This is a genomic window from Paenibacillus sp. T2-29 (assembly GCF_052921365.1).
Genome location: NZ_JBREVE010000004.1, coordinates 68,060 through 82,607 on the forward strand (window position 1 = coordinate 68,060; position 14,548 = coordinate 82,607).

13 protein-coding genes and 1 riboswitch are annotated in these 14,548 nt (G+C 52.1%); all 13 genes read right to left on the bottom strand.

Translation table 11 applies throughout. The features are described 5' to 3' along the window. Positions 1-10: 10 nt before the first annotated feature. Positions 11-1,465: a cobyrinate a,c-diamide synthase gene (locus tag ACU1JV_RS13070; protein WP_413987131.1), complete on the bottom strand. Its 1,455-nt coding sequence runs from the start codon at positions 1,463-1,465 to the stop codon at positions 11-13. After that, positions 1,458-2,546: a cobalt-precorrin 5A hydrolase gene (locus ACU1JV_RS13075; RefSeq protein ID WP_013373517.1), complete on the bottom strand. Its 1,089-nt coding sequence runs from the start codon at positions 2,544-2,546 to the stop codon at positions 1,458-1,460. Before ACU1JV_RS13075 ends, ACU1JV_RS13070 begins: the two co-directional genes overlap by 8 nt. Continuing rightward, positions 2,539-3,333: a precorrin-4 C(11)-methyltransferase gene (gene cobM, locus ACU1JV_RS13080; RefSeq protein ID WP_013373518.1), complete on the bottom strand. Its 795-nt coding sequence runs from the start codon at positions 3,331-3,333 to the stop codon at positions 2,539-2,541. The genes ACU1JV_RS13075 and cobM overlap by 8 nt, the downstream gene beginning before the upstream one ends. Beyond that, positions 3,330-4,046 carry a precorrin-2 C(20)-methyltransferase gene (gene cobI, locus ACU1JV_RS13085; protein ID WP_025719607.1) on the bottom strand — a complete coding sequence of 239 codons (717 nt, stop codon included), beginning with the start codon at positions 4,044-4,046 and terminating at the stop codon, positions 3,330-3,332. Before cobI ends, cobM begins: the two co-directional genes overlap by 4 nt. Before the next feature lie 29 nt (positions 4,047-4,075). Then, positions 4,076-5,332 carry a precorrin-6y C5,15-methyltransferase (decarboxylating) subunit CbiE gene (gene cbiE, locus ACU1JV_RS13090; protein WP_413987132.1) on the bottom strand — a complete coding sequence of 419 codons (1,257 nt, stop codon included), beginning with the start codon at positions 5,330-5,332 and terminating at the stop codon, positions 4,076-4,078. Beyond that, positions 5,325-6,470 (bottom strand): cobalt-precorrin-5B (C(1))-methyltransferase, encoded by a 1,146-nt coding sequence (locus tag ACU1JV_RS13095; protein ID WP_025678203.1) that lies wholly within the window; start codon positions 6,468-6,470, stop codon positions 5,325-5,327. Before ACU1JV_RS13095 ends, cbiE begins: the two co-directional genes overlap by 8 nt. 74 nt (positions 6,471-6,544) lie before the next feature. Beyond that, the gene (locus ACU1JV_RS13100) at positions 6,545-7,189 is read right to left on the bottom strand and encodes a precorrin-8X methylmutase (RefSeq protein WP_013373522.1); all 645 of its coding nucleotides are present in this window, start codon (positions 7,187-7,189) and stop codon (positions 6,545-6,547) included. A gap of 164 nt (positions 7,190-7,353) precedes the next feature. Beyond that, positions 7,354-8,133, bottom strand: coding sequence for a precorrin-6A reductase (gene cobK, locus ACU1JV_RS13105; RefSeq protein WP_025678201.1), 780 nt, complete (start codon positions 8,131-8,133; stop codon positions 7,354-7,356). Further along, positions 8,130-9,200: a sirohydrochlorin chelatase gene (locus ACU1JV_RS13110; protein ID WP_413987133.1), complete on the bottom strand. Its 1,071-nt coding sequence runs from the start codon at positions 9,198-9,200 to the stop codon at positions 8,130-8,132. The genes cobK and ACU1JV_RS13110 overlap by 4 nt, the downstream gene beginning before the upstream one ends. Before the next feature lie 92 nt (positions 9,201-9,292). Continuing rightward, positions 9,293-11,101: a precorrin-3B C(17)-methyltransferase gene (cobJ, locus tag ACU1JV_RS13115; RefSeq protein ID WP_090737877.1), complete on the bottom strand. Its 1,809-nt coding sequence runs from the start codon at positions 11,099-11,101 to the stop codon at positions 9,293-9,295. A 308-nt stretch (positions 11,102-11,409) separates the two neighbouring features. Next, positions 11,410-11,595: riboswitch (cobalamin riboswitch) on the bottom strand. Between the two features lie 57 nt (positions 11,596-11,652). Then, entirely contained in the window at positions 11,653-12,207 is a 555-nt protein-coding gene (locus ACU1JV_RS13120; protein WP_413987134.1) for an LOG family protein, read from the bottom strand. A gap of 198 nt (positions 12,208-12,405) precedes the next feature. Continuing rightward, a complete protein-coding gene (locus ACU1JV_RS13125) occupies positions 12,406-13,263 on the bottom strand; it encodes a uroporphyrinogen-III synthase (protein ID WP_013373528.1) in 858 nt (285 codons plus the stop codon). A 101-nt stretch (positions 13,264-13,364) separates the two neighbouring features. Continuing rightward, on the bottom strand, positions 13,365-14,522 hold the full coding sequence (locus ACU1JV_RS13130) for a GerAB/ArcD/ProY family transporter (RefSeq protein ID WP_016324849.1): 1,158 nt from the start codon (positions 14,520-14,522) through the stop codon (positions 13,365-13,367). Between the last annotated feature and the right edge of the window lie 26 nt (positions 14,523-14,548).

Consider the following 14,548-nt stretch of genomic DNA (forward strand, 5'->3'; position numbering starts at 1 on the left):
TTTTTGTGTTTTAGTGGTAAGCCCGACATTTTTCAACCCAGCGTACTGCTGCCTTGGGTAGAGAAGCGAGATGAATGTGTGTGTAGGCTGCCAAAAGGTTCCCTTTGGCATAACCTTCACTCTGAAGTCCGCGCATCCCCTTGGTTTGATAGGCAAAGGGATAGGGGGCGGCAGATTCATCATAGCTCATGACCGAATAATGAAATTCATGTCCACGAATCGTCTCTCCAGCCTCCAGCAGCAAGCAATCTTGCAATGCGGTTGCTTCCCGGTATCCTAATGCAGCCCGCTTCTCCTGCATGCGAACGTCCGAAGGGATAACCCCGGCCATGTGATGGGCGTGACCCGCACGATCCGTAAGCGTCCGGGCCAATACCATATAACCACCGCACTCCGCGAATACAGGCATATCCTGGCTCACTGCGTTGCGGATATCTTGCAGAAATCCTGTATTGGCAGCGATATCTGCCGCAAACTCCTCAGGAAAGCCGCCACCCAGATATAGGCCGTTGGCGTGCTCAGGGACGCGTTCTCCCGCCAGCGGACTAAAATAGACGATCTCTGCTCCCGCATGGCGCAGCAAATCCATATTTTCCGGGTAGTAAAAATTGAACGCCGCATCTCTGGCGACAGCAATGACGGGACGTTCTCCAGTCTCGGCTTCATGCCCTGCTGTTGGAAGCCGATCCGGAGGAAATAATGGGTGCTCGGGCAGCCTGAGCGGCGGAGCCGAATCCGCTAATGCCCGAAGTGCATCCAGATCCGTACCCGCGCGAATCAGCTCTGCCGTCCGTTGGAAAAGCGGCTCCAGCTCGCCGCGTTCTACAGCAGGCACCAGGCCCAGATGACGCTCGGGAATATCCAGCCCGTCATCGCGCTTTAACCAGCCGAGCACAGGAATGCCGCACTCTTGCTCGATCGCCTTTTTGACAATGCCGTAATGCCCCTGGCTACCGCAGCGATTCACGATTACGCCCACAATGCGCAGCTTGGGCTCCAAGCGCTGAAAGCCGAGCACAATAGCGGCCGCGCTGCGGGCCATGCTGCGCACGTCGACGACCAGCAATACCGGGCTATCCGTCAGCATAGCAATTTCAGCGGTCGACCCAATATTGCTGAGCGGGTCCTTGCCGTCATATAGCCCCATGACGCCTTCAATCACGCAGAGATCTGCACCTTCGGATGCGCGGATAAAGGTTTCACGCACCGTATCCGGTGAGGTCATCCAGGAGTCGAGATTACGGGAAGGCGTTCCGGTCGCGGCCGTATGATAGGTCGGATCAATATAATCCGGACCACACTTAAATCCCTGCACTCGCAAGCCGCTATCGGCGAACGCCTTCATCAGCCCGAGCGTCACCGTTGTTTTGCCCGCACCACTGCCCGTACCGGCAACAACGATACGACTTCTGCGCGCAACGGCAGACAGATCAGGCTGAACAGCCTGCTTCATACCGTCAGCCATAGGAAACCCGCGCTACAGACAACGTCATATTGCCGCTTTTTTTCTTCTCCAGCAGCCAATGGTCTGCACCGGAGGACAACAGGGCTGAGGGTTCGCTGACCCCATATGCCCCGGTATATTTGAAGACGGTATCCGATGGATTGGGAAGCTGCACCGTGTTCAGCTCTGACGGGGTGTACGTTACCAGCTCCCAGCCGTATTTGGCGCAAAGGGCAAGCAAGCCCTCTTCGTCCTTTTTCAGGTCTATCGTAGCCATATTCCGTACGCTTTTTACAGACAAACGCAGCTCTTGCAAGGTGTCCAGCACACCCGCCTCCAGTTCCTCCAATGCAGTTCCCCGGTTGCAGCCAACGCCAAGCACCAAGCTTTTTGGGCGATACAGCACGCCATTAGAAAGAAACCTCTCCTCTTCCTCAGGCTCCAACAAGCGGTCACTCACGACCAACGCGGCGTTGAACGATTCTTGTAACGCTTCTGCCATCGAGGCATATACCTTGATATGCGCAGGTACAGGCTTGTCATAACGCCACCAGTTCCGTTCGCCTGTCTCTTGTATGAAGGCAACAGGCTCTTCGTTCACAACAGCGGCGCTTACAGGCGTGGCCTTGTCGAAGCTATCGACCACCCAGCCCAATTCCCGGCCCAACATATCTACCGGAATCGTGCCCTGCACGTCCGATGCGGTCGTGATTACCGGACGTGCGCCGAGTACAGCGGCTACATGACGGGTCAATTCATTCGCGCCGCCTAAATGCCCAGACAGTACGCTGATGACATGTTCTCCGCGATCGTCAATGACGACCACGGCAGGATCTACCTTTTTATCCACCAAAATCGGTGCAATCATACGAACCACCGCACCGAGGGAAATAAATAAAATAATACCGTTATATTGTTTGAATAAATCCGGCAAGATCAGCTTGACCGAACCTTCGAACAATTGAATGCCACGCTCCTGCTCGTCACCACGTTCAAACTTGGACATGTAATACACGTCCGTACCCGGAAAGCTGGCTCCCAAATCGCGGACCATTTCGACTCCATGCTTCGTGATCGCCACAGCGGCAAACGGATTACTCACCAGGCTTCACTCCTTTCCGGTAGCCATGGGTGAACGACTTGTCATACAGCTTGGAACGATGCGCGTCCTTGTCCACCAGCCCCGGGTCGAGCGCCCAGCCTGCCAAAATCATGGCATGCATCGTAATACCCGCTGCGCGCAAATCAGCTGGCAATTGGGCAAGCGTCGTGCGCACGATCTTTTGGTCCGGCCAGGTTGCGCGCTGCACAACTGCTACAGGCGTGTCCTCGCTCCAGCCAGCCGCCAGAAACTCGACGACCACTTTCTTCGCCAGCGTTGCGCTAAGGAACAGCGCCACCGTACAGTGGTGGGATGCCAGATCACGCAGTTTTTCTCGATCCGGTACAGGTGTACGGCCTTCGGCACGCGTCAGAATGACCGTCTGCGTCAAGTCAGGCACCGTTAGCTCTGCACCCAGCACTGCCGCAGAAGCAAAGACCGAGCTGACGCCCGGTACGATTTCGTAGGCTACTCCGCGCTGCTTCAGCAGCACCATTTGCTCCAAAATCGCACCGTATACTGCTGGATCACCTGTATGTACGCGGGCTACACTGCGCCCCGCTTGCACAGCCTCGCTCATAATCTCAACCTGCCGTTCCAGATCCATGCCTGAACTCTGCAGTACCTGCGCCTCCGGTTTGGCCGTAGCAATCAGCTCATCGTTCACAAGTGAATCCGTGTATAACACCACATCTGCCGTGCGCAGAATCCGTGAGCCTTTGACCGTAATCAACTCCGGGTCGCCAGGACCTGCTCCTACGATATATACTTTTGGCTCCAACGTCATTTGCTCACCACCATTAAACTCAAATATTCAAGTTCCTGTCCACGCAGCTCACGGGCGTTACGCCATACCATTTCATAAGGTGAAGTGACTTTGGTAATGACAGATGCACGATCCCCGAGGTTGAGCTCGTCCAGTACATCCAAAATCAAATCCAGTACCTTGGCAACCTTGATAAATACAACCGTATCGTGATTCTCAATTGCCCGCTTCATCGCTTCCCGATCATCCGTAGCCGGAATAATACCGACCTGCTGATCTCCGTCTGCCAAAGGCAATTCCAGGGCTGCCGCTGCTCCCAATACAGAGGAGATGCCCGGAATAGATACAATCGGCACCTCGGGATGAAGATCCTTCATCAGACGCGCCAAGTGAATAAAGGTACTGTACAGATTAGGGTCTCCCTCTGTGACAAAGGCTACATCCTTTCCTTGACTCAGAGCCTCCCAGCAAGCAACCACCGTTTTGTTCCACTCCCGCTCCAGTACAACTGGGTCCTTGGTCATTGGAAAAATGAGTCCCAACATCTCCTTTTCCTCCGGGTTAACGTATAATTCCACAATCTCGTGAGCATACGATTTGCCTCCCCGGCGTTTCTTCGGATAAGCCACAACTGCACATTCCTGAATCATGCGGTACGCCTTGACCGTAATCAGCTCGGGATCACCCGGCCCCACACCTACGCCGTAAAGTGTTCCTGTTGCCGCCGTATTCATGCTGTCTCTCCCCCTCTTGATTTACCAGCTTACTCCCCTGTTGCTCCGTCAGCCACGTCCACCGACGGCTGCCCTGTAATGACATATATTGGATTGAGTCCGTCAAAACGAGTCATATTTAAAATCGGCTTGCTACGCGCTGTTTGCAGCAACGTCACCGAGGTTTCGAGTCCTGCTGATTGCATCGCCTTCATACCGTCATGCAGCGTCTCAATGGTTGCAGCATTCACTACAATTCGTCCATCCTTACGCAGACGCGAAGCACACAGACGAATCAGTTCTGCCAGTTCTCCACCGCTCCCGCCAATAAACACGGCATCCGGGTCTGGCAGCTCGTCCAACCCGGCTGGTGCTTTGGCATGGATCACTGGAAAATCAGTACGGAACTTGATCTTGTTCGCTTCCACATTAGCCAAATCGCCTTCGTTCTTTTCAATGGCGAATACCTGCCCGTACTTGGCCAGCCGGGCACATTCCACAGCTACAGAACCTGAGCCTGCGCCGATGTCCCATACGATGCTTCGCTCGGTCAGTCGCAGCTCGGACAAGCTGAATACGCGCACTTCACGCTTCGTGATCAGTCCTTTTTCCGGCTTGCGCTGGTAAAATTCCGCATCCTCGAAGCCAAATCCCCGGCGAATCGCCGGTACGCCTTCCCCCTTACGGCGGCGTAAAACAACCACGTTCAGGGGTTGGAAGGTTCCCTGCGACATCTCCTCCAGCGTATAATGCCGATATACCTCATCCGGTCCTCCCAAATGCTCGCCGACAAAGGCATCATATTCCGTCATGCCAAAATGCAGCAGATAAGCGGCAACCGCGGCGGGATGATTGCGGTCGTCCGTCAGCAGCGCGATCTTGTTCTGTCCGTCGATCCGCTGCGCTAGTCCGGTCATCGGACGGCCGTGTACACTTTCCAACACCGCATCCTGCCAGCTTTCACCAAGACGCGCAAACGCCAGTTGAACCGAGCTGAGATGAGGTAAAATATCCAGGCGCTCAGCCCCCAGCTTGGCAGACAAATAGCCTGCAATGCCAAAAAAAAGCGGATCTCCTGACGCAAGCACGACAATATCCTTGTGCTCACGCAACCGTCCCAATTCTTCCACCACGGTGGATAAGCCGCTCTTTAATGTTCGTTTTTCTCCTGCGGCTGCCTCAAAAAAGGCTAGCTGGCGCTCACCACCAACCAGCAGGTCGGCACGCTCAATTTGTTCCAGCGTCTCCTGCGACAGACCTGCCGTTCCATTTTCACCGATACCAATGACACGAATCACTCTACTCACCGACTCTCGCCCTCCCCAGCACGTTCCCTTTCATCGTTACCAGTACCATTTCTACGGTGATTCCACCACCTGCATGCTCCAGGCAATGCTGACACCCATAGGTACATAACTTTTCAAAAAAGCTCAGCGCATTCGCTTCGGTCATCATATCCGCTACCTGCGTAGCTGTATTCGCCTCAGCTACTGCCGTTGCAAGCGACTCGTCCACACCTGCCTCACGCGCAACCTCGGCTAAAAATCCAAAATCCACCGGAGCGCTCTTGGAGTGAACCATCATGACGCCCTGAGCAATCTTCGACAGCTTGCCAGGCATACCGACGAGAATAATTTTTTTCATTCCTAATCGTTTACCATGCTTGACTGCAAAGCCGACAAAGTCACCCATCTGAATAAAGGCTTCTTCCGTCAGCTGATCATACATTTGCATTGCATATTTTTCACTGCTGCCGCCTGTGGTCAGGACAATTTCCTCGCAGTTCATCGCTTGTGCAACCGATATAGCCTGCACCACGCTGGCTTTATAAGCAGACGTGGAAAACGGAACAACCACACCGCGTGTACCTAGTATGGAAATACCACCAAGAATGCCAAGCCGTCCGTTCAGCGTCTTCTTGGCGATTTCTTCACCGTCCGGCACACTGATAACGACACGGACACCTTTGGCCGATCCGTGCTCCTCAAGCACGCCAGATACGGCTTCCGTAATCATCCGGCGCGGCACTGGATTGATCGCTGCTTCCCCGACAGGCACAGGCAGACCTGGCTTCGTTACCCGCCCTACTCCGACGCCGCCATCCAGCTCAATACCCGGCTCCTCCCGCCAGCTAACAGAGGCGCTAATTCTCGCCTGATGCGTGGCATCCGGGTCATCGCCACCGTCCTTGATCGTCGTGCAGGAAGCTTCGTCCGCATCCAACACTGGCTCGATCAGCTCAAACGCATGATCGAAGCCCGCGGGCAGCGATATCACCGCTTCCTTCGGCGGAATGCCCGTAATGAGCAGTTGTACCGCTCCTTTGGCTACTGCAGCCGCACAAGCCCCCGTCGTAAAGCCTGACCGCATCGGCTTGTCCGGCGTGGGAGCTTCACCACTTTTCATCCGTTTGGGCCTGTCGGCGGACGCCGCTTCCTTTTCCATGCCAATTCCTCCTTAACCTCTTCTGCTGATCATGCTCTAATTCATTTCATGATACAGCAAACGGACAACCGCATCTAGCGGACAGCCATTAAGGAGATCGCATTCAATGCCGCTACGACAATCGTACTTCCGCCCTTGCGTCCAATATTCGTAATGAACGGAATATCCAGCTTGCGCAGCTCATCCTTGGATTCTGCCGCCGATACAAAACCTACGGGCATACCAATTACCAGTCCGGGCTTAGCCGCTCCTTCTTTCACCAAACGAATCAGCTCCAGCAACGCTGTAGGCGCATTGCCAATCGCATAGATTCCACCTTCGCCCGCCTGAATCGCTTTGCGCATGGAAATAATGGCGCGCGTCGTGTTCAGCCTTTTGGCTTCTTCCATCACGTCCGGGTCAGATATGTACACATGAACATCCCCGCCAAATTGACGGATGCGATCCTTGCTCAGCCCCGCCTGAATCATCTGCACATCTGCCACCACCGGCTGCCCTGCGCGAATAGCTGCAATTCCGGCTTCAATTGCTTTCGGATGAAATACCATGCTGCGGCCCAACTCAAAATCAGCAGATGCATGAATGACACGCTGTACAACGGGATATTGCTCTGCTGTAAATGGATGCTCTCCCAATTCCTCTGTGATCATCGCAAAGCTTTTACCCTCAATCTCCTGCGGCTGTACCGTTAGCGGTTTAAAATCTGTTTTAAAGTCCATGGTATCGACCACTCCCTTATGGAAAATTAGTTTAGGAAAAATAACTGCTCGTGTATTGAAATAACAGATATTTCTATTAAAACACGTATTTTAAGATGACTATATTTTAGATACATGCCAGCAGTCGTTCTGGATTAACTGAACCTGTAGGAACTTGACTCAACTCAAATTGAAATCTTCCCGGTTGCTGTGCGCAGTGCATCAATTACTCCGTCGAAATGATCAAATACCGTTCCAAATTCCACTTCCGGTCTGGAAATTAAAATGACGTGGATACCCAGGTCCAGAGCAGATTGAACCTTCTCATCCACTGCTCCTGTGCGTCCGCTTTCCTTGGTGACCATCACGGTCGTACCAAAGTGCTTGTACAATGCTTCGTTCAGCTCACGGGAAAAGGGTCCCTGCATAGCAATAATATTTTTTTGCTCCATCCCCAGTTCGCCACATTTCTCCATATTGTCCAGACGCGGCAGCATACGTGCAACCAGACGAATCTCCGGATCTCCGAGTAAATGCTTGGTGAACGTGCCAAGCGTCTTACTGCCCGTCGTAAGCATGACAGAGCCTTTGAGTTGCTTCGCTTCTAATGCCGCTTCTTCATAGGAAGGAACGATATGGAGCAACGGATGATTGTCATACACTAGTCCCGTCCGCTCGTAGCGGATATAAGGAACCCCCGACTCGCGAGCGGCTGCCATCGCATTCGCATGTGCTTCCTCTGCAAAAGGATGACTGGCATCAACAACAGCCTTTATCCCCTTCTCCCGAATCATTGCACCCATTTCGTCGGCTGTCATTCGGCCTATACGCACGTCCAGTCCTGCTTCGGACAAGCTGGCCGCCGCGCTTTCGGTTACGACCGAAGTCAATACATTAAAGCCAATGTCACGAATTTGCAGCGCCAATTCCCGTGCATCGCTCGTTCCACACAGCATGAAAATCATGAGCCATTCACCTGCCCGGTTACGTTCACTACAGACGGCGTATGTGAATGATCGTGATCATGGTCATTATGGCTGTGAGCATGGACATGATCGTGAGCGTGATGATGTGTATGGTGCTCGTGATGATGATCATGCTCACGTGCATGGTGATCATGATCGTGATGATGGTCGTGGTCGTTATCGTGATCATGCTGGTGATGGTGGTCGTGGTCGTGGTGATGATGGTGATGCTCCTGGGCTTCCAGACGGAACTGGCAGTTATCACAATTAGCCGTAACCTTACCGAACAAGCCTTCATTAGCTCGCTCCAGCACCAGCTCAACCAATTGAGGATGGAAGCCAAAATATCCGCCCATTTCCACTTGTAATGCAGGGTGAGCCTCAGCAAATTCCTGGGTCATTTCTTCGATGCGCTTAATCAGCACCCCCGTGAACAGAAAATACGGAAGCACGATAATCTTTTTGGCCCCCAATCGTACACAACGCTCCAAGCCATCGGGAAAAGAAGGCTGCGTCACACCGATAAAGCTGCTTTCTATCCATGTATAAGAAAGCTTCTCCCACAGCATACGGGTGATTTTGAAAAAGTCACTGTTCGCATCTGGATCGCTACTTCCGCGTCCTAATACAAGTACCGCTGTCTCTTCGTTGGATACCTCGGCAGATGCCTCCACCGTGCTATGCATCCCCGCTGGAACGGCAACCGGACGGGTCTCTTTCAAGCGGTCCAGCAGTATGCTAACGATTTTCTCGTGAACGCCAATCGGGCGTCCGTATACAAATTCCACCTGCGGATATTTTGTCTTTGCCCGATCAATAGCCATCGGGATATCAATTTTGGCGTGCACTGCTGCGAACAAAATAATCGGAATAAGAACGACACGTGTCGCCCCTTTCTCCACACACGCCTGTACTCCTTCGGCAATACTAGGGCGTGCCAACTCTAGGAAACAGGTCTCTACACACGTACCTGGCGCCCGATCTGCCACCGCCTGTGCAAATTCCAGTAGTTCCTGATTACCCTCTGGGTCCCGACTTCCATGTCCAACCAACAATATTGCATCCACTGCTGTTTGTTCCTCCTCATTTATAGGGATAGTCTACATACGCCCTATTTTATATATATGCTTGTATCCGGTTCATCAAGCCTACAAACCTATTAATCACCACAAACCGCGTTCACTTCTACTGTTGCCGGTGAATCTTCATGCCGGAAACCCGCAACGATGCCTACACGTTTGAAAAACTTATGAAAACGCTCGTTCGGATGCCCTTTTTCCTTGTATTCAGCGATAATATTCTCCACGATGTCCGTAATCTGATCACCTGGAATCCCTTCCGCTACGGGCTGAGCGGCATGAGCATTACGGCCAAATTTTTTGCCGCCGAGGAAAAGATCATATCCTCCCTTGCGGTAGACAATTCCGATATCCTCCAGCACCGCTCCATAGCAGGCCATGCCGCATCCGTTCAAAGCAATGCTCGTTTCCTTGGGTGCCTGTAATCCGCCGAGTACAACCTGTAGGTGCTCAGCCACAGGCACAGCGTCATCTTTCTCCATATTGCAGAAGTCGCACGCCTTGACCTTAAACACATCGCCGAGCGGCATGACAATGAATCGTTCATCCCGCAGCCGACCGACCAGTTCCTCAGGGTCTAGGCACGGCACGCGCAGCACGATCTGATGATCTGGCGTGTATTCCAGCTCGCCATCATCACCCGCTACCTCGGCGAGCAGTGCCATCTGCCGAGCAGTGAACTTCTTGTTTCCCACGCCAGGGGAAACCCCCACCTCAAACAGCGCAGGCTTGCCAAAGCCGCCTGACGCCTTCGCAGCCGCAGCTCCTGCTCCGGCCCCTGCTGCCGTTCCAACGGCGCTCTGGGCGGTAGGCGCTTGCCCGCTCCAGCGAGCGTTGGCTTCGCCTGGCAGCTTGCCGCCAACAGCAAGACGACCGAGCGCCTCTGCTGCCAGCGATGCTGGGGTCGCCCCGGTTTGCTTCGCAGGCGGCACCTGTACAGCAGCCATCGCTTGCGGGCGTGCCTGCGTGGCAACCGCAGCACCGCTCGCGGAAGGCCCGGTAGGCGCAGTCAGAGCTCCGCCTCCCTGCGGTGCATCCAGCGCGCGATCCTCTTGCGCGCCCAGCGACCACGGCTCCGCTTCCGTGCGAAGCCGCTGATGCGGTTTGAGCACCTGTTCGGTCGCGTCCAGCGTGTATTTACGCTGATAGCCGCGTGGAGTCACGATTAAGCCGTCATACACTGTCGTCGAGGAATTGCCGATGATTACGGTCGTCAGCATCCCGATATCATGGTTCAGCATATCTTCCAGCGTCGTCACAATAACCTGCTGACGTTCACGATAAGCACTCTTCACCAGCCCAACCGGAGTCTGCGGATCACGGTAACGAAGCAAAATGGACTGCGTCTCCACAATCTGGCGGGTACGCCGACCACTACGCGGGTTGTATAATGCAATCACAAAATCAGCCGAAGCCGCAGCTTCTACACGCTTCACGATTGTTTCCCACGGGGTCAGATGATCACTCAGACTGATCGTGCAAGCATCATGCATAACTGGCGCTCCCAACAACGAAGCACAGGATTGAATAGCCGAGATCCCCGGCACAACCTCCACCTCAACCCCGTCCTCGCGACGCCAGCCTTTTTGCATCAGCACTTCGTACACCAGACCTGCCATGCCATAGACCCCAGCATCTCCACTGGAAATGACGGCTACCTTCTTGCCCATCTCTGCTTGGCGAACCGCCTCCTGCGCACGGCTCACTTCCTCTGTCATCCCTGTGCGTACAATCTCCTGTCCGTTCAACAACGGACGGATCAAATCAACGTAGGTATTGTAGCCGATAATGACCTCACTTTCGGCCAGCGCATCCAACGCACGTTTTGTGATATGTTCCATATCTCCTGGTCCAAATCCAATCACCAGCAATTTTCCTAATGGGCTCATCGTGCTCCTCCTATCATCCTTTTCAGGGCAGCTATACTATCTATTTCAATAATTTGTGGCATCCTGTAACTCGAAAAAACCCCATCCTGCCCGGATGGGGTTCCTATGTACGTATCTCTCTCATCAGACGAAACAGCGTAAGAGGACAGTCTTGTCTTCCTCCAATCTGCCGTTGTTTTCCATCTGTTTTGTTTGCGCTTCAAACGCTGCTACACGTTCATATCCACGCAAGCCTGTAACCAACATGGAAAAAGCAACGTGTGCCTGATTTCCTGATTTCGTACACCCATCCTCTCCGCGAAGGTTAACGGTGCATACAGATCAAGGTAGGTCTCCTGGCTTGGCATCAACGGATTCTTTCGTCTTCCCCGTTTTGTACGAGTGACCATTTAAAAGAATCCTCTTCCTTACAGTGGCGGGACCGCTCGGGACTTGCACCCGATTCCCTGTTACCCTTTGCTCAACCGCAAAGGCACCTTGTCTGTCCGCTATTTGATTATGGGTCTTATCATAACCTTGCCTCAATCAGTTGTGCAAGCACGAAAAAAGCTTTATTTCAAGTTCTCTGCCTTATTTTTCAGCATATGCAGCAATTCATCCGGGTCCGCAGAGATACTCAGTAGTGCTGGATGATCAGCTCCGGTAAACCCTTCCTGCACGCTATGACGTACCATTTCTATCAACGGGTCAAAATATCCATTCACATTCAGCAGCCCAATGGGCTTGCGATGTATGCCAATTTGCGCCCAGCACAATACCTCGAACAACTCCTCAAAGGTTCCCAACCCACCCGGAAGGGCTATAAACGCATCGGCCATCTCGCTCATCGCCGCTTTACGTTCATGCATGCTTGCTACCTCAATAAACTCGGTAACTCCCCGATGAATGATCTCTGCATCGAATAATAGGATGGGCATAATGCCGGTGACCTGACCGTCACCCGCCAGTAGTTCATCCGCCACCTTACCCATCAGCCCCCTGCTGGAGCCACCATAAATTAGACGGATATGCTGGCGAGCCATAGCTTCACCCAGCTTGCCTGCGGCCTCAACATATACCGATGAATGTCCAGGTCTGGACCCTGCAAATACACAAATAGAATTCATAAACGTCTCAGCTCCTGTCCTCAATATCATGCATCGAAACTTATTCATTATATTAGATAAATATTTTCGCTATAACAAAAAACTTTGTCGATGCATGTCCAACAAAAAAAGATAAAGACCTCGTAGGCCCTTATCTCTATTTTACGCTTTATTAGTAAATATAAGTTCATTTTAGCTTACTGCATTATCATTTCTAGCTCATTTCAAATGACCGTTCACGCTTTTCAGACCACAGCCATGCACCGAATCACTATGTTCAAAATATTTGCCCAGCTCCACCATCATCGCACCCATGCGCTCTTCAGTTGGAAACACGATTCGTTCAATCCCTTCTTCCAAAATGGATTGTGCGGTCACCTTGCCCACCGATACAGCAATTACATCTTCACGAAAAGCTTCCAGTAAATCCTCAAATCGATTTTGCTCTCTGGCATATTGGGCCAAAAATCGGATTTGCGGGCCACTCGTGAACGTAACGGCATCAATCGTACGGTTTATAACATCATCTAGTAACGCCTGCAATTTTGCTTCTTCAGGTGGGATATGCTTATAAGGAAGTACTTGGCGGGTCACTGCGCCCTGCTCATCCAGCCACTCTACCAACCGGGGGGCCGGGTCTCCATGCAGTTGCAACAGCACTTCCTTCCCCTTCAGATCATATGGGGCAAAGGCCCGTGTCAATCCGATCAAACTTCCGTCCTCGTCCCGTACTGCTGGCGTAAAGCCACGCTTTTTGAGTCCATTGACCGTCTTGTAGCCCCGTGCTGCAATGTTGGAGGATTGCAGCAGCTCTATAATCTGCTCGGCCACGCCCATATCCTCCGCCATATCGAACAGAGCATCCAGTCCCATACCGGTCGTGAAGATGTACCAGTCCGGAGGGTTCTTCACCCATGATACAACAGCGTTGCGCAGCTCGATATCATCTAGAAAAACAGTCCCCTGGGCCGGACGCTCTACTGGCTCGCCCCCCATCTTCATAACTAGCAGTGCCATTTCTTCTGCTTTACGGGGACCGGCAAGAGCGACTCTCTTACCTGCCATGCGTTGTGCCATGCTGTTGCCTCCCTTGTAGAAGTCATATTTCTTTCTACCAAGTATACAATCAGAGAGGCAAAACACAAATAAGAATTACTTTTTCGATAAATATAGTAATCTTATAAGTGGGTGTGTCCTGTTTCGCTTTCCTGCTGGCCTTCTTTCTGATCACTTCTATCCCTCTCCCTACCAGATGAGGACTTATCATCGTTGCCACTCCCTTTAAATTTGGGCCGTAGCAACATCCACAGCAAGAAGGGCATGAATACAAAAAAAATGACCATCACCGCAGTCCATTCCCGGCTAAAATCATAAATTTGTACGATATTGGAGAACAGCATAAACGAACAGACATAACCTAACAAACCTACGGGCCAAACCATCAGACTCCCCCAGACATGGGCAAACATACGCTTTACCGCCAAACTGGTAACGTACAGATCAACTCCAATCTTCGTAAGAAAGGTGGGTACGGTCAGTGCTGCCACGAACAAGTCGAACCGATCCAGGAAGTCCGTTAGCTGCAACTGACGCACCAGTTCATACGATGGATAAAACAGTCGTGACAAGATAGGAACTCCAATCACTAACTCCGACAGCAACACCAGCATGATCAGAATAGCGGTTCCGAGTAAATGCCCAAACCATGCACTACGTCCATTATAGCTCTTCCCAGAAATCACAAAGGGAACGATCATGATATCGGCCATATATCCGAGCATGCGCCAGCTACCCTTGATCACTCCATCTACCTCCGGATGTAAATAGGGTCTCAGCATTGAAAAATCCATATTACCTCCAAAAAAAAGCGGCATAGTCAACAGCGTCACAATCAACAACGGGACAAAAATCTCGGTCATATTGATGAGTGTACTCATTCCACCTTTAACCATAAATACCATAGTCAATAGCACAATAAGAGATACGACCACAATCGGAGTCAGCGGCAAAAGCACCACCTCCACCAGATCGGTAATAATCCTCAAATCCCGCGCAAAAATGATCAGGAATAAAATAAGGTAAATTGCAAGCAGTAAACGCCCCAGCACAGGGTGAGAGCTTACCATCGCCTGCATCAGATCCTGATCAGGAAAGCGCCGCTTGAGTCTCAACATCGCCCAAATCGGCAAGCATAGCACAATAGCCGCAATTACACAGGTCCAGTAGGCATGCTGATTCGCGTGATCTGCTGCCTGCGCTGGAGCATGTATAAGAGTAATACCGACCTCCATTAATATACCAAGCAGCACAATTTGTCTGGTTGTGAACTGTTTCATGCAGGTACATCCTCCTTTTTCCCGCA